Consider the following 22,798-nt stretch of genomic DNA (forward strand, 5'->3'; position numbering starts at 1 on the left):
CATGGGGGAAGCGATTCGCATCATCGGCATCGATCCGGGACTGAGGCGCACCGGCTGGGGCATCGTCGAAAGCCTCGGCAATTGCTTGCGCTTCGTCGCATCCGGCACCGTGCGCTCCGACGACAAGGCGCCGCTCGCGACAAGGCTCTGCCAGTTGCATGACGGGCTGGCCGAGGTGCTGCATCAGGCCATGCCGCACGAGGCCGCGGTCGAGCAGACCTTCGTCAACAAGGATGCGACGGCGACGCTGAAGCTCGGCCAGGCGCGCGGCATCGCCATGCTGGTGCCGGCGCGCGCCGGGCTGGTGGTCGCCGAATATGCCCCTAATGCGGTGAAGAAGGCGGTGATCGGCGTCGGCCACGGCGAAAAGAAGCAGATCCACATGATGGTCAAGGTGCTGATGCCGAAGGCCGTCTTCGAAACCGACGACGCAGCCGACGCGCTGGCCATAGCCATCTGCCATGCTCACCACCGCCAGAGCGCCGCCTATAGGATGGCGGCTCTCGCTGGATAGGGTGTTCTTGACTTGTTCTCGTCAGCGTAGTAAGTAATACCTAAGAGGTATTACCATGCGTGTGACCACCAAGGGACAAGTCACAATTCCGAAGCAGATCAGGGATCACCTGGGTATTGGCCCTGGCTCCGAAGTGGAATTCGTCGCCACGGACGACGGGGCCCGACTCGTCGCCGTCAATGAAAACCTGTCCGAGGAGGAAGCCTCCCGCAAATTCAGGGAGGTTCTCGATAGAATGGAAGGGACCCTGGATCTGGGCGGTATGACGACCGACGAATATATGGAATGGTTGAGGGGTCCGCGTGAAAATCTCGACGTTGGTTGACACCAATGTGCTGATCGATGTCTGGGGGCCAGGCGGACCCTCGACGGAATGGTCGGCCAAGGCCATCGCCTCCTGTCGGCGCGAGGGAGCGTTGGTGGTCAACACGATCGTCTGGTCCGAGCTTGCCCCGCTGATCACGACGGAGGCGCAGCTAAAAAGAGCGACCGACATGCTTGAGATCGACCGCGAGCCTGTATCGTGGGAAGCGGCTTTTGCGGCCGGTGTCGCGCATTTCCGTTACCGCCGCGCAGACGGTGTTCGGGAAAGGACGCTGCCCGACTTTTTCATTGGCGCTCATGCGGCTGTTGCCGGGCACCGTCTTTTGACACGCGCCCCCGCTCGTTACCGCAGCTATTTTCCTGACCTCGAAATCATCTCTCCGGAAACGCATCCATGAAAGCCAGGACATGATCGGCAAGCTGAAAGGCACGCTGGATGAGATCGACGAGGACTCCTGCCTCGTCGACGTTCATGGCGTCGGCTATGTCGCCCATTGCTCGGCGCGCACGCTGGCATCGCTACCGTCGCCCGGCGAGGCGGTGGCGCTGTTCATCGAGACCTATGTGCGCGAGGATATGATCCGGCTCTACGGCTTCCAGACCGCGCTGGAGCGCGAATGGTTCCGCCTGCTGATGAACAATGTGCAGGGCGTCGGCGCCAAGGTGGCGCTGGCGGTGCTGTCGACGCTGGCGCCGGCCGACCTCGCCAACGCGATCGCGCTGCGCGACATCGCCATGGTCTCGCGCGCGCCGGGCGTCGGCAAGAAGGTCGCCGAGCGCATCGTGACTGAGCTGAAGAACAAGGCGCCGGCCTATGCCGGCTCCGCCAACGGCACGATCGCTCTCAAGCAGGAGCTTGGCGAGGGCGTCGCGGCAGCGCCAATCACCGATGCGGTCTCGGCGCTGGTCAATCTCGGCTATTCGCGCGACATCGCTGCCAATGCCGTGGCCGCGGCGCTGAAGTCGGCCGGCGAGGGGGCGGACGCCTCGAAGCTGATCCGCTTCGGATTGAAGGAACTGGCGCGGTGAGGGAGCGCTTGTTCCGCCAGCGGCCATATGCAAGGAAGGCGGCATGAACCTTTCGCCCCGCCTCATTGCCCCGGACAAGCGCGGCGAGGATGCCGACCAGACCCTGCGGCCGCAGTCGCTCGACGAATTCGTCGGCCAGGCGGCGGTGCGCGCCAATCTCAAAGTCTTCGTCGATGCCGCCAAGAGCCGGGGCGAGGCGCTCGACCATGTGCTGTTCGTTGGCCCACCGGGGCTCGGCAAGACGACGCTGGCGCAGATCATGGCGCGCGAGCTCGGCGTCAATTTCCGCTCGACCTCGGGTCCGGTCATCGCCAAGGCCGGGGATCTCGCGGCGCTGCTCACCAATCTCGAGGAGCGCGACGTGCTCTTCATCGACGAGATCCATCGGCTCAACCCGGCGGTGGAGGAAATCCTCTATCCGGCGATGGAGGATTTCCAGCTCGACCTGATCATCGGCGAAGGGCCTGCCGCGCGCTCGGTCAAGATCGACCTCGCCCGCTTCACGCTGGTCGCCGCGACGACCCGGCTCGGCCTTTTGACCAACCCGCTGCGCGATCGTTTCGGCATCCCGGTCAGGCTCAATTTCTACACGGTCGAGGAACTCGAGCAGATCGTGCGCCGCGGTGCCCGGATCCTCTCGATGCCGCTCGGCGACGATGGCGCGCTGGAGATCGCGCGCCGCGCCCGCGGCACGCCGCGCATTGCCGGACGGCTCCTGCGCCGGGTGCGCGATTTCGCCTCCGTCGCCGGAAACGGCCATGTCGACAAACGCATCGCCGACGAGGCGCTGACCAGGCTCGAGGTCGACGGGCTCGGGCTCGACGCGCTCGATCGCCGGTATCTTTCGATGATCGCCCGCAACTTCGGCGGCGGGCCGGTCGGCATCGAGACGATCGCCGCCGGGCTCTCCGAGCCGCGCGACGCCATCGAGGACATCATCGAGCCCTATCTCATCCAGCAGGGCTTCATCCAGCGAACGCCGCGCGGCCGCGTGCTGACCGCCAATGCCTGGCGGCATCTCGGCCTCGAAGCACCCAGGGACCTCGCGCAGCAGCAGATCAGCCTGTTCCAGGAAGAGTAACGGAATTTTGTCCGGCCGCGACGCCCGAAGGGACTTGTCTGCGCGAAAACTGCTCGCCTCGGCCAAGCTGAAGGCGCAATCGCCGGCTCTAACGCCACTCCGGTTCAACGGAACGGGCACCGCCAATCGATGATCACCAGACGTGGCTTCCTGCGGCTTGTCGGCGGCTCGTTCGTGTCGATGGTGTCGCTCAGCGCCTATGCGGTCGGCATCGAGCCGATGCTGCTTACGCATGTGAAACGCTACGCCCTGACACCGCCGCACTGGCCGGCGGGGCTCAAGCTTCGCGTCGTGGCGTTGGCCGACATCCACGCCTGCCGACCCTGGATGACGCCGGAGCGGATCGCCGCGCTCGCGGCGGAGGCCAATGCGCTGCAGCCCGATCTCATCGTTCTGCTTGGCGACTATACGGCCGGAACCCGCCTGGTGACGGGGTGGGTTCGAGTTGCGGAATGGGCCGAGGCTCTGTCCGGGCTCGAGGCGCCACTCGGCGTGTTCTCAATCCTCGGCAATCATGACTGGTGGACGGATGTCCGGGCGCAACGCGCGGAGGCCGGTCCAACGCAGTCGCGCCAGGCGCTCGAACATGTCGGCATTCCCGTGCTGGAGAACGATGTCGTGCGGCTGGAGAAAGACGGGCAGGGCTTTTGGATCGCGGGGCTCGCCGATCAGCTTGCGCTGCTGCCGAACAAGGCCAAGGCCCGCCACAGCTTCCAAGGCTTCGACGATCTCGATGGCACCTTGGCCAAGGTGGGAAACAGCGAGCCGATCATACTGCTTGCGCACGAACCCGACATTTTCACCAAGGTGCCGTGGCGGGTTTCGCTGACGCTGTCGGGCCACACCCATGGCGGGCAGGTGCGGCTGTTCGGCTATTCGCCGGTCGTGCCCTCCGCCTATGGCAACCGCTTCGCCTACGGCCATGTCGTGGAAAACGATCGCAACCTAATCGTGTCGGGCGGGCTCGGCTTCAGCATCATGCCGGTCCGTTTCGGCGTGCGGCCGGAGATCCTGCAGATCGATTTGGGTTAGTGCCAGGTTTTCGCAATTCCGGGCGGAAAACCGCCGCGCATTTTTCCTGGAATTGCTCAGCGAAGCGACCTGATCGCGTCCATCACGTTGGGCTCGGCCTTGTCGCCGTCGAAGGCGTCGACGATGCCGAAGGCGCCGCCATAGCCCCATACCGACCAGGAAAAGCCATGCGCCTCGGCGCGCGCGATCATGTCCCTGACATAGGCGGCGCGATATTCGGCGGGCATCACATAGGCGTTGCCGTACTCCCGGCGGATCATGCCGAACTCGCCGAGCGTGATGTCTTGCGGCTTGACGCCGTTGGCTTTCGCCCAGTCCTCGACGATCTTGAAGGGCGCGTCCATCACGCCGATGAGCTTGTCGGGTGTGTCCATGCTGGCGACCTGCTCGTCGAGATAGGCAAGCATGCCGCTGCGGCGCGTCCATGGCGCCTCGGCTTTGATCCTGTCGCGGATCGTCTCCAGCGCCACGTCGAGCCGGGCGCGCGGCACCGCGGTCATCGGATAGGGCAGGCCGGTGACATAACGGATGAAGTCGCCGGCCCAGGTCGCGCCTTGATGCGTCAAAAGAAACGGGTCGTAGGAATGGAACGCCCAGATGATGTTGTCGTCGGGAATCGCCTTCGGATCGATCTTCGCCAGCGAAGCCGCGTTCGAGTAGCAGCCGCCGGTGAGGATGAGCGTCAGCCTGGTGGCGGAAGAGCGCGCGGCCGCGAACAATTTCTTCTGGCGGTCCGGCCACAGATTGGTGCCGTTATCGTCGCAATCGACGATCGGCTCGTTCATCGGTTCGAAGGCAAGCTGACTTGGGTCTTCTCCCGATAGCGTATGCGCCATCTTGCGCACGACCTCGACATAGGCGTCGAAGGTCGCGGGATCGTCCATCACCTCGCTCATGCCGATCTTGCGGTTGCCGCCGGCCGGGATGAGATGCAGGTCGACGATCACTTTCAGCCCGGCGCGGTTGATCATGCGCGCCGAATCCAGCACGCTGGCATAGAGGTCGTCGCGCAGCGAAAGCGTCTCGTCGGACAGGAAGGGCGAGGGGTCGACCGGCATGCGCAGGAAATCGAAACCGGCATCCTTCAGCGCCTTGAGGTCATCCGCTTTCAGGAACTTGCGCCATTCCGGATAGGGCAGGATGGCGCTCGGGTCGTTCCATTTCTCCTCGCCGGTCCAGGTCGTCCACTGGTCGAGGTTGAGGCCGCGCTTCATGGAAAACGTCGCCGCCTCGGCGGGCATCGCCAAGGTGACAAGCGCCAGCAGGACCGCCATCAAGGTCTTGATCATCGCGCCCAACAGTGCCATCCGGTTCCCGCGCCATGCGCGCCGCCCTGAGCCGCCAATCAGTCTGGGATGGGCGCGCGAACGAACAGGTGCCCGTTCGGGCCTGAAAAGGAAAGCGCGATGGACGATCATGGTGAATCGGCGGCGCTCAGCGCCGGCCTTTCAGGGGCGCTGACGGAGTCCGGCCATCGCCTGATGGCCCGGGTCTACTATGCCGACACCGACTTCTCCGGCGTCGTCTATCATGCGCGCTACCTCGAGTTCCTCGAACGGGGCCGTTCGGATTATCTCAGGCTTGCCGGCGTCCATCACACCGAGCTTTTGGATGGCAAGCATGGCGAACGCATCGTCTGGGTGGTGCGGCGCATGGAGATCGACTTCCGCTCGCCGGCCCGCATGGACGACATCCTCACCATCGATACGCGCACCGAGGACGTTTCCGGAGCCCGCATCTTCATGGCGCAGCAACTGAAGCGCGGCGGCGAGGTGCTGGTCGAGGCGAAGATCGAAGCGGCGATCATCGGCGAGAACGGCCGACCGCGCAGATTTCCGAAGGAATGGATCGCCGCCTTCATGCCGAAGGCGAGCGATTGACCTCGCCTCCGCGCCGGCTTCGCCTTGGGGCTTAGCCAGCCGCGTCCAGGCATGGCGCCGGCCGGTCAGGCGCGGCAATGCGCCGCGCTTCATATCCTAACCCATCCTTAACCATAACGGTTCATGAAGGAATTGGTGAAGTTTGGCGCAATTCGTGCGCCTTCCTTTCACCAATATTTGCCCTGAAAAGGCCGCGAAACGGTGCATTCGGGGCTTGTCCCGCAAGCTTCAAGCTTCGCGCGATCGGACCAAAGGGATGCCCATGGGCCAGCCGCCAGCGATGCCCGGAAAATTCTTAAGGACGTAGCCATGGAAAACATCGCACTCGCCGACCCGGGCGCGCATTTGTCGATATGGGCCCTGTTCATGCAGGCCAGTTGGGTGGTCAAGTTGGTCATGATCGGCTTGCTCTGCGCCTCGATCTGGACCTGGGCAATCATCATCGACAAGCTCGTCGCCTACAGCCGCATGCGGCTGGCGCTCAACCGCTTCGAACAGGTGTTCTGGTCGGGACAGTCGCTCGAAGAGCTCTATCGCACGCTCGCCGATCGCAAGACTACCGGCATGGGCGCGATCTTCGTCGCCGCCATGCGCGAATGGAAGAAGAGCTTCGAGAAGGGCGCGAAATCGCCGCTGGCGCTGCAGACCCGCATCGACAAGGCGATGGACCTGGCGCTGACCCGCGAAATGGAAAGGCTGGAGGGCCGGCTCGGCTTCCTCGCCACGACGGGCTCTGCTGCGCCCTTCATCGGCCTGTTCGGCACCGTCATCGGCATCATGACCTCGTTCCAGGCGATCGCAGCTTCGAAGAACACCAGCCTGTCGGTCGTGGCGCCCGGTATCGCCGAGGCGCTGCTGGCGACGGCCATTGGCCTGCTCGCAGCCATTCCCGCCGTCATCGCCTACAACAAGCTGTCATCGGATGCGAACAAGCTGGCGGTGCGCATGGAAGGGTTCTCGGACGAGTTCTCCGCCATACTCTCGCGCCAAATCGATGAAAAAGTCGCGCAGAAGGCCTGAGGAACGATCATGGGGATGTCTACTGCTAGCGCAGGTGGCATAGGGCGAGGCGGACGCGGCCACAGGCGGCGCGGACGCCATCATGGCCTGATGTCGGAAATCAACGTCACGCCGATGGTCGACGTGATGCTGGTGCTTTTGATCATCTTCATGGTCGCGGCGCCGCTGTTGACCGTCGGCGTTCCGATCGACCTGCCCGACACGCAGGCAAAGGCGCTGAATGTCGACACGCAGCCGATCACCGTGTCGATCAACGCGACCGGCCAGATCTACCTGCAGGAAACCGAGATCCCGATCGAGGAACTGGTGGCGAAGCTGCAGGCGATCTCGAAGACCGGCTACGACGAGCGCATCTTCATCCGCGGCGACAAGTCGACGGACTACGGCACCGCAATGAAGGTCATGGCCCGCATTTCGGCGGCCGGCTACAAGAACATCGGCCTGGTTTCGCTGCAGGAACAGGACCAATAGACACGAAGATGAGGACCGGCCTCACCACATCGGTCATCTTGCATGCCGTGGCGCTGGCCTTCGGGCTGTTCACGCTGTCCTCGCCGCCCGCCATGCCGGCCGCCGACGTGGAGTCGGTAGCGGTCGACATCGTGCCGATGGAAGCTGTCGCGCAGACGCTGCAGGGCGACAAGAAAGCGGTCATGCATGAGAAGCCGGCGCCGCTGCCGACCAAGCGCCCCGACATCGTCCCCGATGCCCAGAAGGTCGGCGAAAACACCGTCGACACCGAGAAACCGGTGACGGACGAGGCCAAGCCGAAGCCGGTCGAGAAGACGTCCGCACCGCCGCCGGCGCCGACGCCGACTGAGAAGCCGGCCGCCGAGGACGTGCCCAAGCCGCAGGAGAAGCCGAAGCCGGTGCCGGCGACCGAAGTGGCGCCGACGCCCGCGCCGAAGGAAGAGGTCAAGCCCGAGCCGGTCAAGCAGACGGATCCCAAGCCGGCACCGGCCAAGGAACCCACGCCTTCGCCGCCGAAGGACACGACCGCCGCCATCCAGAAGGAAGAGGTGAAGCCCGACGCCGTCGCCGAGGCGATCGCCAAGGAACAGCCGACCGAGGAGGCCAAGCTTCCGGATTCCGCCCCGGCGCCCGAGGCGCGGCCGAAGCCGCAGCCCGCTCCCGCCGAGAGCGCCAAGGCGCCGGAGCGCAAGGACGCGGAAAAGCCGGTCAAGGAGGCCTCCTCCAAACCGAAGTCGGATGAGAAGCAATTCAACGCCGACGAGATTTCCGCGCTGCTCGACAAGCAGAAGCCGTCCGGCGGCGGCGCCAAGCGCTCGACACAGCAGTCATCGCTCGGCGGCGAAAAGGACCAAGGGCAGAAGCTCTCCAAGTCGGAGCAGGGGGCCTTGGAATCTCAGCTCGGCGGCTGCTGGACATTGCCTGTCGGATTGGAAGGTTCGGAGAACTTCGTCGTCGTGGTCCGGTTCAATCTCGACACCAACGGCAAGCTCGACGGCCGGCCATCGGTCGAAAAGTCGAGCGGCAACCGGCAGTTCGACGAAAGCGCCGTTCGCGCGGTTCAAAAATGCGACGTGGCCGGCCTGCAGGTTCCCGCCGGCAAGCAGGACATCTGGAACGACATCCGGGTCACGTTCGATCCACGGGAGATGCTCGGCCTCTAGGCCTTGCGTCCGAACCATCAAGAAGAGAAGCGAGAAGACATGAGATCTTTCCTCAAGCCGCTCCTGACGATTGCAGCCATGGCGCTGGGCATGACGGCCGCCGCCACCTTGCCGGCCTGGGCCCTCGTCGAGCTCAACGTCAACAAGGGCAATGTCGAGCCGCTGCCGATCGCCATCACGGATTTCCAGTCCAACGATGCGCTGGGAGCCCAGATCACGGAAATCGTCACCGCCGACCTGAAGCGCTCCGGCCTGTTCGCGCCGATCGACAAGAGCGCCTTCATCGAGAAGATCTCTGGCCCGGACGCCACGCCGCGCTTCGACGACTGGAAGGTGATCAATGCGCAGGCGCTGGTCACCGGCAGCGTCGGCAAGGAGGCTGACGGCCGCATCCGTGCCCAATACCGGCTTTGGGACACTTTTGCCGGCCAGCAGATGGCCGGGGAACAGTTCTTCGCCAATGACGCCAACACTAGGCGGGTCGCCCATATCATCGCCGACGCAATCTATGAGCGGTTGACCGGCGAAAAGGGCTATTTCGACACGCGCGTCGTCTTCGTCGACGAATCCGGCGCCAAGAACGCGCGCAAGAAGCGTCTCGCCATCATGGACCAGGACGGCGCCAACGTGCGCTACCTGTCGGACGGCCGCTCCATCGTGCTGACGCCGCGCTTCTCGCCGAATCGGCAGGAAATCACCTACATGTCCTATGAGAGCGGGCAGCCGAAGGTCTATCTGCTGCAGATCGAGACCGGGCAGCGCGAGCTGGTCGGCAACTTCCCCGGCATGACGTTCGCGCCGCGCTTCTCGCCGGACGGCCAGAAGGTGATCATGAGCCTGCTGCGCGACGACGGCAACTCCAACATCTTCGCCATGGATCTGAGAAGCCGCACGACGACGCGGCTCACCAATTCGGTCGCCATCGACACCTCGCCGTCCTATTCGCCGGACGGCTCGCAGATCGTCTTCACCTCCGACCGTGGCGGCGGCAGCGGCCGGTCGCAGATCTACGTCATGGGCGCGGACGGCTCCAACCCGCACCGCATCTCGTTCGGCGACGGCGTCTATTCCACGCCGGTATGGTCGCCGCGCGGCGATCTCATCGCTTTCACCAAGCAGAGCGGCGGCGAGTTCCAGATCGGAGTCATGAAGACCGACGGTTCGGGTGAGCGCATCCTTTCCTCCGGCTTCCAGCAGGAAGGGCCGACCTGGGCGCCGAACGGCCGCGTGCTGATGTTCTTCCGTGACTCGGCCGGCGGGCCGAAGCTGGTCACGGTCGATCTCACCGGCCGCAACGAACAGCAGATCCCGACGTCGAACTTCGCCTCGGATCCGGCGTGGTCGCCGCTGCTGGAGTAGGGGAACTGAGGAATTGAGGAACTGAAGAACTGGGGAAATGGAGAAGCTGGAGCGTTACATCGAGCGCGCGAGGGACCTAGAGGTCTACAAGCGCGCCTACGCCGTTTCTCTTGAAGTGCATAGAGCGACGCTTGCGTTTCCGAAAATCGAACAGTACGCGCTAGCCGATCAATTGCGTCGGTCGAGCAAAGCGATCTGCGCGAATCTAGCTGAGGGATTTGCCAAGCAGAGTCACTCCAAGGCTGAATTTGCTCGCTTTGTTTCGATGGCGATTGGATCGTGCAGCGAAGTGGAGACGTGGATATCATACGCGTTCGACCTTCAATACATCACGCAGGTCCAGCTCGACTCGTGGCGGCAATCCTACGCCAAGGTGCACGGGATGCTTGTGAACCTCAGAGAGAAGCTGACCTAATTTCTTTTCGTCAGTTCCTCAGTTCTTCAGTTCCTCAATTCCCCGTTTTTTCATGTTTTGGCCAAATTTCCGCCTACGGTGCGCGCGCATCGTGGCGCCGCCAAAAAACGGCCGAGGACGGCGGCCGAAACCAAATATTAACCGTGTTTCTTGAATGCCGGTTAACCCAAACGTGGTTACTGGGTGATCAACGAAATCACTTGAATGCTAAGGAGAGGGCGGCATGGGCCGTATCGCAGCACTTACCAGAAATCCGGCTATGATCGCGTTGGTGGCGGCTCTCGCCATCACCGGTTGCGCCTCGAAGAAGACCCCGAACAGCGCGGCCGATCTCGGCCTGAACGGCGCCGGCGCCGCTACGCCAGGCTCCGCGCAGGACTTCACCGTCAATATCGGCGACCGCATCTTCTTCGACACCGACTCCTCATCGATCCGTGCCGACGCGCAGACGACGCTGTCGCGCCAGGCGCAGTGGCTCAATCAGTACAGGCAGTATGCCATCGTCATCGAAGGCCATGCCGACGAGCGCGGCACGCGCGAATACAATCTGGCGCTGGGCGCCCGCCGCGCCGCCGCGACCCGCGACTTCCTGGTCTCCAAGGGCGTTGCGGCCAACCGCCTGAAGACGATCTCCTACGGCAAGGAACGCCCGGTCGCCGTCTGCGACGATATCTCCTGCTGGTCGCAGAATCGCCGCGCCGTTACCACGCTCTCCGGCGCCGGTTCCTGAGGCTCAGTCGGGCGGCAAAAATACAACATCGCGGAACGAAAGGCGGCCTCAGCGCCGCCTTTTTCATATGCGACAGCCTGAAACAAAATTTGGCCGAAGTCTCGCGTCCTGCTATGAGCGCGAGGGCGCTTCCTCCCATCCCGATTTGGAAAGGCGCATCAGGCCAACAGATTTCACGGCGAGAGACATAATGCATTTCAGAACGGTCCTGAGCGGCACGCTTGCGCTGCTGCTTGTATCAAGCATTCCAGGCGTCGCCGCCCCGGCGCAATCCTCCGACAGCGGGTTCACCTTTCACCTGCCGACACTCGGCATCTTCGGCGACAAGAAAAAGCCCGAGCAAGCACAGATGGCGCAGCAGGACGGCGCCGGCATGACCGGCCTGGAAGATCAGCTGCGTCAGATGAACGGTAAGATCGAGGAGCTCAATTTCCAGATCCTGCAAATGCAGGAGCAGATGCGCAAGCAGCAGGAAGACAACGAGTTCCGCTTCCAGCAGCTCGAAGGCGGCTCTCAAGGCGCGAAGCCAACCGGCCAGAAGAAATCCGAGGCCGCACCCCAGGACGGCAACACCGGCAACGGCAACACGAATATGGGCGACGCCGGTACCGGCGACAGCGGCGTCGCCGAAGCCCCGGCGACGCAAGCTCCGGCCGATACGAGCGCGCAGGGCAGCAGCGGCAAGAGCGTCGGCGAGGTCATCGTCGAGTCGCAAACCGGCGACCCGGGCAAGGTGATCACCGGCGCGCCGCCGAAGACCTTCGGCACCATCACGGTCGACAAGAACGGCAATGTCGTCAACGCCGAATCCGACCCGCAGGCGGGCGCGCCCGCGCAGGCTCCGGCAGCCACGGCAAACGCGCCTTCCGCGGAAACCGGCACAAAGAGCGGCAAGGGCAAGTCCGGCGGCACGGTGATGGCGTCGCTGCCCTCGACCAACGATCCGGACGAGCTCTACCGCAACTCCTATCAGTTCATCCTGTCGGGCGACTATCCCACCGCCGAGCAGGGTTTCCGCGATCATATCTCCCGCTTCCCCAAGGATGCCAAGGCGGCGGATGCGCATTACTGGCTGGGCGAATCCCTGCTTGGCCAGCAGAAATACCGCGACGCGGCGGAGGTCTTCCTTGGCGCCAGCAAGGAGTATCCGAAGGCCAAGAAGGCGCCCGACATGCTGCTCAAGCTCGGCGTGTCGCTGGTCGGCCTCAAGCAGAACGACGTGGCCTGCGCCACCTTCAACGAGATCGGCAAACGCTATCCGGATGTTTCCGGCACGCTCAAGGAGCGCATCAAGCAGGAGAAGGCATTGGCGTCGTGCTAGCAGTTCTCCTGCACGTCCCAAACTCGGGACCGGTTCTGGGCGACATGCACTGATGCTCGATATCGAGCCTGACCTTTCGGACCGCCTTTTCTCAGACTTCGACTTTTCCAACGGCGCCGTTGCAGCCGTGTCCGGCGGCAGCGACTCGACCGCCCTTCTCCTTCTTCTCAAGCACCATCTCGAACGAACCCTGCCCGCGGCAAAGCTGCTGGCGGTGACGATCGATCATGCGTTGAGACCAAATTCGGCAGCGGAAGCGCAAGCCGTGGCCCGGCTCTGCGCCGAGCACGGGATCGCGCATCGCACACTCGTCTGGTCCGGCCGCAAGCCGTCGTCCGGCCTGCCCGCCGCCGCGCGCGAGGCGCGCTACCGACTGCTGGCGGAGGCGGCCCAAGCGGAAGGCATCCGCGTGGTGGTAACCGGCCACACCGCCGACGACCAGGCAGAGACCGTGCTGATGCGGCAAGTTCGCGATCGAGGGACGCACGACGACCGCGGCCTCGCCGGCATGGCGCCCGCCACGCTTTACGGCTGGCGCACATGGATCGCCCGCCCGCTGCTCGGCACGCGTCGCGCGGCATTGCGCGAGATGCTGAAGCGTCGCGGCGTCGGCTGGACCGAGGATCCGACCAATGTCGACCAGCGTTTCGAGCGGCCGCGCATGCGCGTCTCGCTTGCAGGCGGCGATGGCGAGGCGCGCTTTACGCAGGCGATCGCAAAGGCCGGGCAGGCAGCCGCCGAACGCGCGGAACTCGGCCGCCGCGCGGCCGTGCTGATCGGGACCTTTGCCAGCAGGCCGGCTTCAGGGCTCATCCGTCTCGACCGCGCTTTCGCCGATGGCGAAGACAGCGAAGCGGCCCGTTATGCGCTGCGCATCCTGCTCGCCACGGTCGGCGGCGTCTCGTTCCTCGCCGACGAGGCGCGCTGCCGGGCGCTTTTCGAGCGTCTGCGGTCCGGGATGCTTTGCGCCACATTGTCGCGGACGGTGGTCGATACGCGCCGGACCGGCATTTTCCTTCACCGTGAGGCGCGCAATCTGCCCACCACCATTCCTGCGGAAGACCAGATCCTCTGGGACGGCCGGCGCAGGATCACATTGAGCGACAGACCGGACGGGTTGGTGATCGCGCCCGTGGGGGCCGTCGCTGCCAGACGATCCGCCCCGGAAGGCGACGTTCCGGCAAGCCTGCTGCGCAGGGCGCTGGCCGCCGAACCCGCGCTCTGGCGCGACGGCGAACGCTTTGATTCCGCTGGCGGCGGTATCGCGCCGCCGCCGATGGCAATCCTCCCCATGGTGTCGCCTTTCGCCAGCTTCCTGCCGTCCTTCGATCTCAAGCCCGCCGCGGCGGTCGCCAAGCTCATCGGCGCGCCGCCGCTGCCGCCATTGCCTTTTCGCGGCCATGATCGCGACGGAGCATGGGCGAAAGCTTAACCGAGGCGTGCTGTTATGCTTGGCAAGGGGAGGCGCTCTCCCTATGTTAGGCCCAAGCTTCCTTCACCATCGTGGGTCCGCATGCGGACGCCAACAGGACAATAGATGAATCCGAATTATCGCAATCTCGCGCTCTGGGCGATCATAGCGGTCCTGCTCATCGCCCTGTTCAATCTTTTCCAGACGCCGCAGACGCGCGGCGCCTCCAGCGAGATTGCCTATTCGCAGTTCCTGCAGGATGTCTCGTCCGGCCGGGTCAAGAGCGTGACCATCGCCGGCGCCCGCATCTCGGGCAACTACACCGACAACGCCAACGGCTTCCAGACCTACTCGCCCGGCGATCCGTCGCTGGTCTCGAGGCTGCAGGACAAGAACGTCACCATCAATGCGCGGCCTGAAACCGACGGTTCCAACTCGCTGTTCGGCTACCTGATCTCGTGGCTGCCGATGATCCTGATCCTCGGCGTGTGGATTTTCTTCATGCGCCAGATGCAGTCCGGCTCCGGAAGAGCGATGGGCTTCGGCAAGTCGAAGGCGAAGCTTCTGACCGAGGCGCATGGCCGCGTCACCTTCCAGGACGTCGCTGGCGTCGACGAGGCGAAGGAGGATCTCGAGGAGATCGTCGAGTTCCTGCGCGATCCGCAGAAGTTCCAGCGGCTCGGCGGCAAGATCCCGCGCGGCGTGCTGCTGGTCGGCCCGCCCGGCACCGGCAAGACGCTGCTCGCCCGCTCGGTCGCCGGCGAAGCCAACGTGCCGTTCTTCACCATCTCCGGCTCGGATTTCGTCGAGATGTTCGTCGGCGTCGGCGCATCCCGTGTGCGCGACATGTTCGACCAGGCCAAGAAGAATGCGCCCTGCATCATCTTCATCGACGAAATCGACGCGGTCGGCCGCCATCGCGGCGCCGGCCTCGGCGGCGGCAATGACGAGCGCGAGCAGACGCTGAACCAGCTGCTGGTCGAGATGGACGGCTTCGAGTCCAACGAAAGCATCATCCTGATCGCCGCCACCAACCGGCCCGACGTGCTCGACCCGGCGTTGCTCAGGCCAGGCCGCTTCGACCGCCAGGTCGTGGTGCCGAACCCCGACATCGTCGGCCGCGAGAAGATCCTCAAGGTGCATGTGCGCAATGTTCCGCTGGCGCCCAACGTCGATCTCAAGGTCATCGCGCGCGGCACGCCGGGCTTCTCCGGCGCCGACCTGATGAACCTCGTCAACGAGTCCGCGCTGATGGCGGCACGCCGCAACAAGCGGCTCGTCACCATGGCCGAGTTCGAGGACGCCAAGGACAAGATCATGATGGGCGCCGAGCGCCGCTCGTCGGCGATGACACAGGCCGAGAAGGAGCTGACCGCCTATCACGAGGCCGGCCACGCCATCCTGGCGCTCAATGTGCCGACAGCCGATCCGCTGCACAAGGCGACCATCATCCCGCGCGGCCGCGCGCTGGGCATGGTCATGCAGCTGCCGGAAGGCGACCGCTACTCGATGAGCTACAAATACATGATCTCCAGGCTGGCGATCATGATGGGCGGCCGCGTCGCCGAGGAGTTCAAGTTCGGCAAGGAGAACATTACCTCCGGTGCCTCTTCCGACATCGAGCAGGCGACCAAGCTGGCGCGCGCCATGGTCACGCGCTGGGGCTTCTCCGACAAGCTCGGCCATGTCGCCTATGGCGACAACCAGGAAGAGGTCTTCCTCGGCCATTCGGTGGCGCGCCAGCAGAACATCTCGGAAGAGACGGCGCAGATCATCGACGCCGAGGTGCGCCGGCTGATCGACGACGCCTACTCCACCGCCAAGACCGTGCTCACCAAGAAGAAGAAGGACTGGATCGCGCTCGCCGAAGGACTGCTCGAATACGAGACGCTGACCGGCGACGAGATCAAGCAGCTGATCGCCGGCCACAAGCCCGCCCGCGACCTTGGCGACGACACCCCGCCCAGCCGCGGCTCGGCCGTGCCGAAGGCCGGCACCGGCGGCCGCCGCAAGAAAGGCCCAGAGCCCGAAGGCGGCATGGAGCCGCAGCCCTCAAGCTGAGGTGGTGCGAAAGACTGATCGAGAAACGCCGCGGCTTGGTTCGCGGCGTTTTTGTTTGGGAATTGGAGACAAGGCAAGGCTTCCCTCGTCCCGGCGCCCAGATATCGCCCGACAGCGGATCCTCGGACACCCCGAGGATGATGGCTCAACGTCTGCGGGAAAAACGGTGAACTGCTTTATCCGCCGTATTCGATTTTTATGATTCAGCTTTCAGCCGCGCATTGCACAGGCTGTAGTAGCCGCCGCCCTTCTGGATCCAGCGAAGGCCGTTCAACGTACCCGCCTCCTTGTTGTCGCGGTAACCCTGCAGGCAGGTCTTCATCCGGGCCTTCGCGGGCGTTTCCGTCTTGAACTCGGCGGCGAGGGTGGTCGGGAATGTCACGCCCGCTGGCGCTACAGTGGGGGCGACCGCCGCGCTGGTGTCCTTTTTCTGCTGCTCCGCGGTTTTGACCGAATCCGCGCTGACATTCTCCGCGGCGGACGTCGCGCATTTCTCCTTGCGGAAAGCGGCCCAGTCCATGCCGTTCAGAGTGCCGCCTTCCTTGGCTGCCCGATAGGTCTCGCCGCATTCCTTCATCGTCAGTGCGCTCGCAGGTGAGGCGCTCCAAGCGACCAGTGCCGTCACAGCCAACGCCGCCAATTTCAAACTGAACATTGAGACCCTCCTGATTGACAATAGGTTCGACGCCCTTTTGTATACTGTTTGTTCCCTATGTGTTCAACCAGAATTTTTACCAACTACGGACAAGCGCGGCGGTGGGCAGTGTGGGCGAATCGATGATGCCGACAATCCTGCGATATGCAGATGCGAGCGGGGCCGCGGGCGTCTTCGCGCCCAACAAAAAGCCCGCGCATCTTGCGATGCGCGGGCCTTTTCTCTTCGAATAATCTAGGCGATCAGCTCTTCAGCTTGGCGTTGCAGAGGCTGTAGAAGCCGCCGCCCTTCTGGATCCACTTCAGGCCGTTCAGCGTGTTGGCGTCCTTGTTGGCGTAGTATTGCTCGAGGCAGGTGTGCATGCGGCCCTTGGCCGGGGTCTCGGTGGCGAATTTCGGCGAGATGGCGGTCGGGAAGGTCACGCCCTTCGGCGCAGCGGCGGTCGGCTTCGCCGGCTCCTTGGTGAAGGTCGCCTCGGTCGGAGCGGGCACGGTATCGTCGTCGGCGGCGCCGGCGCCGCATTCGGCCTTGCGGAAGTCGTTCCACTTCATGCCGTTCAGCTTGTTGGCGGTCTTCGCTGCCTGATACTTGGTGCTGCATTCGGCCATGCTCAGGCCCTTGCCGCCGTCGGCTGCCGCCGCCGTCGAGCTCGCGGTCTTGGCAGGCTTCGTGTCGGTCGCCGCCGCAGTGGCGCCGGCCGTGCATTCGGTCTTGCGGAAGTCGTTCCACTTCATGCCGTTCAACGTGCCGGCGGCCTTCGCGGCCTGGTACTTGGCGCTGCATTCCTTGGCGGTCAGGCCCTTGGTCGAGCTGTCGGTGGCCGCGGCGGCGGTGTCCTTAGCCTTCTTGGCAGGCTTGGTCTCGGCCGCCTTGGTGTCGGTCGTCGCTTTCGCGTCGGTCGCAGCGGAAGCGTCGCTGCCGCACTGCGCCTTGCGGAACTGGTTCCAGGTCTGGCCGGCGAGCGTTCCGGCGTCCTTGGCCGCGTTGTACTTGGTGCTGCACTCGGCCATGGTCAGCGCGTTGGCCGGCGCCGCCACGAAAAAGGCTGCGACGGCGAGGCCCGTCAATGTTGCAAGTCTATGAATAAGCATGGCGTTTCTCCCTTGCTGCCGCCAGATGGTGTCCCTATACCAAATCAATAGCTCTCAACTTCAGACTGCGCCAGATGCTTCCAGCGCGGATGCCCTCACAAAGTGTGTTGCTCCCGATAAGGTGATGAATTGCTTGCGGCTGGTCGCGCAAACAAGGTTTTTCCAAGCCGCATCCGGCGGAAAAGCTCGCCTCGGCTGGTATATTGCCGCTACAGTGAGAGGTCGTGGTAGGCTGTCGAATCACTTGAACCGCCCGCGACAATCATTTTCTAAGGAATGGTAATATATAATCACGAAATGTGATGATCGGATGCGGCCCAATTGTGGCAATACGGGCGGCTGAAACCGACGGGGACATTGGCAGGCATGGCAGGGCAGTATTTCGGCACCGACGGCATCCGCGGACGCGCCAACAAGTTTCCGATGACGGCCGAGGTCGCCATGAGGGTCGGGATGGCCGCCGGGCTTTCGTTCCAGCGCGGCAATCATCGGCACCGCGTCGTGCTCGGCAAGGACACACGGCTTTCCGGCTACATGATCGAGAATGCGATGGTGTCGGGCCTGTGCGCCGCCGGCATGGACGTGTTCCTGCTCGGGCCCATTCCGACACCGGCGGTCGCCATGCTGGTGCGCTCGCTGCGCGCCGACATCGGCGTGATGATCTCGGCCTCGCACAACCCCTATTACGACAACGGCATCAAGCTGTTCGGCCCCGATGGCTACAAGCTCTCCGACGAGATCGAGGAGCGCATCGAAGGCATGCTCGACAAGGACATCGACCTGGCGCTTGCCGATTCCGACGGGCTGGGTCGCGCCAAGCGCGTCGATGGCGTGCATGACCGCTACATCGAATTCGCCAAGCGCACGCTGCCGCGCTCGATGTCGCTTTCCGGGCTTCGTATCGTCGTCGATTGCGCGAACGGCGCCTCCTACAAGGTGGCGCCGGAGGCGCTGTGGGAGCTCGGCGCCGAAGTGGTCGCCATCAATGTCGAGCCGAACGGCTTCAACATCAACAAGGAGTGCGGCTCGACCCATCCGGCCGGCCTGCAGAAGAAGGTGCACGAGGTGCGTGCCGACATCGGCATCGCGCTCGACGGCGACGCCGACCGCGTGGTCATAGTCGACGAGAACGGCGCCATCGTCGATGGCGACCAGATCATGGCGCTGATCGCCGAGTCCTGGCACCAGAGCGGGCGGCTGGCCGGCGGCGGCATCGTCTCGACCGTGATGTCCAATCTCGGCCTCGAACGGTTCCTCGGCGACATGAACCTGCAGCTGCACCGCACCAAGGTCGGCGACCGCTATGTCGTCGAGCATATGCGCGCGCACGGCCTCAATGTCGGCGGCGAGCAGTCCGGCCATATCGTGCTCTCCGATTTCTCGACCACCGGCGACGGTCTGGTTTCGGCGCTGCAGGTGCTGGCCTGCATCAAGCGGCAGAACCGGCCGGTCAGCGACCTGTCGAAGAAGTTCGAGCCGGTGCCGCAGCTTCTCAAGAACGTCCGCATCTCCGGCGGCAAACCGCTGGAGGAGGCACCGGTCAAGGCGGCCATCGAAGAGGCGCGCAACCGTCTCGGCAAGTCCGGCCGCCTCGTCATCCGGCCCTCCGGCACCGAGCCGCTCATCCGCGTCATGGCTGAAGGCGACGATCCGCAACTGGTCGAGACCGTCGTCAACGACATCGTCGGCATCATCTCGGAAACCCGCAGCGCTGCCTGACAGCCGCCGCGAACCGAGCCTGGCCGCGTCTCCAGCCCGCCTCCGGCGGGCTTTTTCGCGCCCCGCCCGCACAACGGCATTCCCTCTAAAATTGTATGGATTCGTGGTTAATCGGTACGGTTAAACGGCTTTTAACCTTTGCAATTCATTATCCACGCCGAGGTTCAACCTCGGGCGGTGTCGTCCCGAGGCTTCTTAGGGGTGACAGCATGTTGAATTCAGCAAGAATGGCATTTTTTGCCGCGCTGCTCGCGGGGGTAGCCGGACCGGCGCTCGCCGCCGATCTCGCGGAACCACCACCGGTCGAGGAGGCGCCGCCGCCAGTCGTCGAGGCTCAGCCGGTTGACGTCGGTGGCTGGTACATCCGCGGCGACATCGACTACCACAAGTCGACCTTGCGTGGCATCGACTACATTACATACGGCCCGCCGCCCGGCACCAACGATTTCGATTTCGGCAAGCTCAAGGGCGGCTTTTCGCTCGGCGGCGGCGTCGGCTACAAGGTCAACGATTACTTCCGTACCGATCTGACCGCCGACTACTGGTTCAAGTCGAACTTCAACGGCCAGACCTCGGACCTCACCACGACATCGACCGAGGTGTCGAGGATGAGCGCCCTGCTGCTGCTGGCCAATGCCTATGTCGATATCGGCACCTATCACGGCATCACGCCTTACGTCGGCGCCGGCATCGGCGGCGCGCACATCAAGTGGGACACGGTCCACGATCCGAACACCACCGAGACCAATCCGGGGTCGTCCAACTGGCGCTTCGCCTACGCGCTCATGGCCGGCGCCTCCTACTGCCTGACCGACAAGCTCATCCTCGACGCAGGCTACCGCTTCACCCATATCCAGGGCGGGCGCATGTTCGAGTTCGATGCGAGCAGCTCCGGGCCGGGGTTCGACCACGGCATCAACACGCATGAGGTGCGCGGAGGCCTGCGCTACCAGTTCGGCGGCAACAACGGCTGCGCCGCACCGGTGGTGGCCTACCAGCCGGAGCCGGAGCCGATCTACACCAAGTAATCGCTTCGAAGGTCCTGAAATTCGTCAACCGCCCGGCAAAATGCCGGGCGGTTTCGTTTTGTGCGCGGCTGGTTAAATCACATCGAAATCAATTCGGTAACCGCCTGTTATCCTTAACCGGCACTTAACCACTATGGTTAACAATACTCCTTGAAACGGCAGCTGTGCTCGCGTTCGCGACTGGCGCCAACTTCAGGAGCCGGGGACCATGACATCAAAATCGCGTATCGCACTGGCGCTCGCCGCAATCGTGCTGATGCCGGCGACACAGGCGGTGTCGGCCGACTACGACCCGCCGATCTATGTCGACCAGGCGCCGGACTATCAGCCGGTCGAGGTCGGCTCAGGCTGGTACCTGCGCGGCGATGTCGGCTACGCCTTCAGCCATCCTTACGACAACGAGGAAACTGCGGCGGGCTTCACATCCAAGAACAGCCTGTTCGATGGCAGCATTGGCATGGGCTACCATTTCAACGACTATCTGCGCGGCGATTTGAATTTCGGCATTCTGCCCTCCAACAGATTCGGCGACAACTTCGTCACCACTTGCGACGGCTCGATCACCACGACGATCTCGGACGTCAACACGGGCACCGTCGTCAATCAAACCACCGCCCCGGCTTCGGCGCCTTGCAGAGGCTCCAACCTGGCCAACAACAAAGCCTACAGCCTGATGGCGAACGGCTATGTCGATCTCGGCACATATGTCGGTCTGACGCCGTATATCGGCGCGGGCCTTGGTGTGGTCTATAGCAAATACAGCAGGGCGATCGGCAAGCGTGACTGCGTCGAGACGACATCGACCACGACCGCTGGCGGGTTCCAGACCGTCGATCAATTCAACTGCGACGATCCCGCCGGCTACGATGGCGCGGTGACTTCAAAGGCCAGCTACGATTTCGCCTATTCGCTCGCCGCCGGTTTGTCCTACCAGGTCACCAAGAATGTCTCCGTCGACCTCGGTTACGAGTATTTCGCGGTGCCCAGTGCGAAGTATGTCGCCTATGACGGCGGAGCCTTCAATATCCACAAGGGCGTCGACTATCAGAGCGTCAAACTCGGGCTGCGCTACGATCTCTGGTAAAACCGCGTCTTCTCATATGCGGACGGCGGATCCTGCGCTCCGCCGTTTTCGTTTTCGCCTTGTGATGAAAAACCTGACATATGTCCCGCCAGCGACAAAAACTTTGCTCTTGACGCCGGAAGGCTGAAAGCATATCGCCGTCCGTGGGCCACCCCTCCCCAACGAGGGGCCACTATCTGGAAGGATAGACCACAATGACGACGCTTACCAAGCCCGGACTCCGTCCGGCAAATCCCAATTTCTCCTCAGGTCCCTGCGCAAAACGCCCCGGCTGGTCGGCCGAGGCGCTGAAAGCCGCTGCGCTCGGACGTTCCCATCGCGCCAAGATCGGCAAGGCGAAGCTCGAACAGGCGATCGAGCTGACGCGCGAGATCCTCAAGGTTCCCGCCAACTATCGCATCGGCATCGTGCCGGCGTCCGATACCGGCGCGGTGGAGATGGCGCTGTGGTCGCTGCTCGGCGAGCAAGGCGTCGACATGGTCGCCTGGGAAAGTTTCGGTTCCGGCTGGGTGACCGATGTCGTCAAGCAGCTCAGGCTCGCCGACGTGCGCAAGTTCGAGGCCGGCTACGGTGTGTTGCCGGACCTGACGCAGATCGATTTCGACCGCGACGTGGTCTTCACCTGGAACGGCACGACTTCCGGCGTGCGCGTGCCGAACGGCGATTTCATTCCGGCCGCGCGCCGCGGCCTGACCATTTGCGACGCGACTTCGGCCGCCTTCGCCCAGAGGCTCGACTTCGAAAAACTCGATGTCGTGACCTTCTCCTGGCAGAAGGTGCTGGGCGGCGAGGGCGCGCACGGCATGCTGATCCTCAGCCCACGCGCCGTCGAGCGGCTGGAAACCTACAAGCCGGCCTGGCCGCTGCCGAAGATCTTCCGCCTGACCTCGGGCGGCAAGCTGATCGAGGGCATCTTCAAGGGCGAGACCATCAACACGCCGTCGATGCTGTGCGTCGAGGACTATCTCGATGCCCTTCAATGGGCGAAGTCGATCGGCGGCCTGGAAACGCTCATTGCCCGCGCCGACGCCAATGCCGCGGTGCTCGACCGGTTCGTGGACAAGTCATCGTGGCTCGGCCATCTGGCCGTCGATCCGGCGACGCGCTCGAACACCTCGGTCTGCCTCTCCTTCACCGACGTGCAAGTGGCGGGGCTCGACGCCGACGGTCAGGCGGCGTTCGCCAAGGGCATCGTCTCGGCGCTCGACAAGGAAGGTGTCGCCTATGACATCGGCTCCTATCGCGACGCGCCGCCCGGCTTGCGCATCTGGTGCGGCGCGACCGTCGAGACCTCCGATCTCGAAGCGCTGCTGCCATGGCTCGACTGGGCCTTTGCCTCGCAGAAGGCGTCGCTCAAAGCAGCGGCCTGAAATTCGTGGCGGCCTGTGGGCCGCCACCATTTCCCAACAC

General features: G+C 63.8%; 23 protein-coding genes. 20 read left to right on the forward strand and 3 right to left on the reverse strand.

Translation table 11 applies throughout. The features are described from left to right. The first annotated feature begins 1 nt into the window (after position 1). The 6 genes from ruvC to QAZ47_RS07905 all read left to right on the forward strand — a co-directional run bounded on the left by ruvC (position 2) and on the right by QAZ47_RS07905 (position 3,980). The gene (ruvC, locus tag QAZ47_RS07880) at positions 2-514 is read left to right on the forward strand and encodes a crossover junction endodeoxyribonuclease RuvC (RefSeq protein ID WP_278232853.1); all 513 of its coding nucleotides are present in this window, start codon (positions 2-4) and stop codon (positions 512-514) included. Between the two features lie 55 nt (positions 515-569). Continuing rightward, positions 570-839 (forward strand): AbrB/MazE/SpoVT family DNA-binding domain-containing protein, encoded by a 270-nt coding sequence (locus tag QAZ47_RS07885; RefSeq protein ID WP_278232854.1) that lies wholly within the window; start codon positions 570-572, stop codon positions 837-839. Further along, on the forward strand, positions 817-1,236 hold the full coding sequence (locus QAZ47_RS07890) for a type II toxin-antitoxin system VapC family toxin (protein ID WP_278232855.1): 420 nt from the start codon (positions 817-819) through the stop codon (positions 1,234-1,236). The genes QAZ47_RS07885 and QAZ47_RS07890 overlap by 23 nt, the downstream gene beginning before the upstream one ends. A 10-nt stretch (positions 1,237-1,246) precedes the next feature. Beyond that, a complete protein-coding gene (gene ruvA / locus QAZ47_RS07895; RefSeq protein WP_278232856.1) occupies positions 1,247-1,867 on the forward strand; it encodes a Holliday junction branch migration protein RuvA in 621 nt (206 codons plus the stop codon). A gap of 43 nt (positions 1,868-1,910) precedes the next feature. Then, positions 1,911-2,948 carry a Holliday junction branch migration DNA helicase RuvB gene (ruvB, locus tag QAZ47_RS07900; RefSeq protein WP_278232857.1) on the forward strand — a complete coding sequence of 346 codons (1,038 nt, stop codon included), beginning with the start codon at positions 1,911-1,913 and terminating at the stop codon, positions 2,946-2,948. A gap of 129 nt (positions 2,949-3,077) precedes the next feature. Continuing rightward, positions 3,078-3,980 carry a metallophosphoesterase gene (locus QAZ47_RS07905; protein WP_278232858.1) on the forward strand — a complete coding sequence of 301 codons (903 nt, stop codon included), beginning with the start codon at positions 3,078-3,080 and terminating at the stop codon, positions 3,978-3,980. 56 nt (positions 3,981-4,036) lie between these two features. On the opposite strand, the gene QAZ47_RS07910 is transcribed toward QAZ47_RS07905, so the two are convergent. Then, the gene (locus QAZ47_RS07910; RefSeq protein WP_278232859.1) at positions 4,037-5,287 is read right to left on the reverse strand and encodes a cellulase family glycosylhydrolase; all 1,251 of its coding nucleotides are present in this window, start codon (positions 5,285-5,287) and stop codon (positions 4,037-4,039) included. A 99-nt stretch (positions 5,288-5,386) separates the two neighbouring features. Here QAZ47_RS07910 and ybgC point away from each other — a divergent pair, with 99 nt between their 5' ends. The 10 genes from ybgC (at position 5,387) to ftsH (ending at position 15,811) form a co-directional block, all read left to right on the forward strand. After that, positions 5,387-5,860, forward strand: a complete 474-nt coding sequence (gene ybgC, locus QAZ47_RS07915; RefSeq protein WP_278232860.1) for a tol-pal system-associated acyl-CoA thioesterase — start codon at positions 5,387-5,389, stop codon at positions 5,858-5,860. A 309-nt stretch (positions 5,861-6,169) separates the two neighbouring features. Continuing rightward, complete coding sequence (gene tolQ, locus QAZ47_RS07920; protein WP_278076233.1) at positions 6,170-6,880, forward strand: protein TolQ; 711 nt, start codon at positions 6,170-6,172, stop codon at positions 6,878-6,880. 9 nt (positions 6,881-6,889) lie between these two features. Next, positions 6,890-7,351: a protein TolR gene (tolR, locus tag QAZ47_RS07925; protein ID WP_278076234.1), complete on the forward strand. Its 462-nt coding sequence runs from the start codon at positions 6,890-6,892 to the stop codon at positions 7,349-7,351. Positions 7,352-7,359: 8 nt separating this feature from the next. Further along, positions 7,360-8,514: a cell envelope integrity protein TolA gene (locus tag QAZ47_RS07930; RefSeq protein WP_278206124.1), complete on the forward strand. Its 1,155-nt coding sequence runs from the start codon at positions 7,360-7,362 to the stop codon at positions 8,512-8,514. A 78-nt stretch (positions 8,515-8,592) separates the two neighbouring features. Continuing rightward, positions 8,593-9,873, forward strand: coding sequence for a Tol-Pal system beta propeller repeat protein TolB (gene tolB, locus QAZ47_RS07935; protein WP_278076395.1), 1,281 nt, complete (start codon positions 8,593-8,595; stop codon positions 9,871-9,873). Between the two features lie 37 nt (positions 9,874-9,910). After that, the gene (locus QAZ47_RS07940) at positions 9,911-10,288 is read left to right on the forward strand and encodes a four helix bundle protein (RefSeq protein WP_278232861.1); all 378 of its coding nucleotides are present in this window, start codon (positions 9,911-9,913) and stop codon (positions 10,286-10,288) included. A gap of 223 nt (positions 10,289-10,511) precedes the next feature. Beyond that, positions 10,512-11,018, forward strand: coding sequence for a peptidoglycan-associated lipoprotein Pal (gene pal / locus QAZ47_RS07945; protein ID WP_095804685.1), 507 nt, complete (start codon positions 10,512-10,514; stop codon positions 11,016-11,018). 190 nt (positions 11,019-11,208) lie between these two features. Further along, positions 11,209-12,339, forward strand: a complete 1,131-nt coding sequence (gene ybgF / locus QAZ47_RS07950) for a tol-pal system protein YbgF (RefSeq protein WP_278232862.1) — start codon at positions 11,209-11,211, stop codon at positions 12,337-12,339. A 52-nt stretch (positions 12,340-12,391) separates the two neighbouring features. Further along, positions 12,392-13,771 (forward strand): tRNA lysidine(34) synthetase TilS, encoded by a 1,380-nt coding sequence (gene tilS / locus QAZ47_RS07955; protein ID WP_278232863.1) that lies wholly within the window; start codon positions 12,392-12,394, stop codon positions 13,769-13,771. 105 nt (positions 13,772-13,876) lie between these two features. Beyond that, positions 13,877-15,811 (forward strand): ATP-dependent zinc metalloprotease FtsH, encoded by a 1,935-nt coding sequence (gene ftsH / locus QAZ47_RS07960; protein ID WP_278206128.1) that lies wholly within the window; start codon positions 13,877-13,879, stop codon positions 15,809-15,811. A gap of 196 nt (positions 15,812-16,007) precedes the next feature. Here the strand turns inward: ftsH and QAZ47_RS07965 are convergent, their stop codons facing one another. Further along, complete coding sequence (locus tag QAZ47_RS07965; protein ID WP_278232864.1) at positions 16,008-16,466, reverse strand: hypothetical protein; 459 nt, start codon at positions 16,464-16,466, stop codon at positions 16,008-16,010. Between the two features lie 242 nt (positions 16,467-16,708). Then, positions 16,709-17,557, reverse strand: coding sequence for a hypothetical protein (locus QAZ47_RS07970; protein ID WP_278206130.1), 849 nt, complete (start codon positions 17,555-17,557; stop codon positions 16,709-16,711). A gap of 366 nt (positions 17,558-17,923) precedes the next feature. On the opposite strand from QAZ47_RS07970, the gene glmM reads away from it, so the two are divergent. The 4 genes from glmM to QAZ47_RS07990 all read left to right on the forward strand — a co-directional run bounded on the left by glmM (position 17,924) and on the right by QAZ47_RS07990 (position 22,758). After that, complete coding sequence (gene glmM / locus QAZ47_RS07975; protein ID WP_278232865.1) at positions 17,924-19,276, forward strand: phosphoglucosamine mutase; 1,353 nt, start codon at positions 17,924-17,926, stop codon at positions 19,274-19,276. Positions 19,277-19,485: 209 nt separating this feature from the next. Next, positions 19,486-20,304 (forward strand): outer membrane protein, encoded by an 819-nt coding sequence (locus QAZ47_RS07980; protein WP_278206132.1) that lies wholly within the window; start codon positions 19,486-19,488, stop codon positions 20,302-20,304. A gap of 208 nt (positions 20,305-20,512) precedes the next feature. Then, positions 20,513-21,388 (forward strand): outer membrane beta-barrel protein, encoded by an 876-nt coding sequence (locus tag QAZ47_RS07985; protein ID WP_278206133.1) that lies wholly within the window; start codon positions 20,513-20,515, stop codon positions 21,386-21,388. 194 nt (positions 21,389-21,582) lie between these two features. Then, complete coding sequence (locus QAZ47_RS07990) at positions 21,583-22,758, forward strand: phosphoserine transaminase (RefSeq protein ID WP_278232866.1); 1,176 nt, start codon at positions 21,583-21,585, stop codon at positions 22,756-22,758. The last annotated feature ends 40 nt before the right edge of the window (positions 22,759-22,798 follow it).

It is taken from the genome of Mesorhizobium sp. WSM4904 (genome assembly GCF_029674545.1).
In the GTDB taxonomy this organism is placed as follows: domain Bacteria; phylum Pseudomonadota; class Alphaproteobacteria; order Rhizobiales; family Rhizobiaceae; genus Mesorhizobium.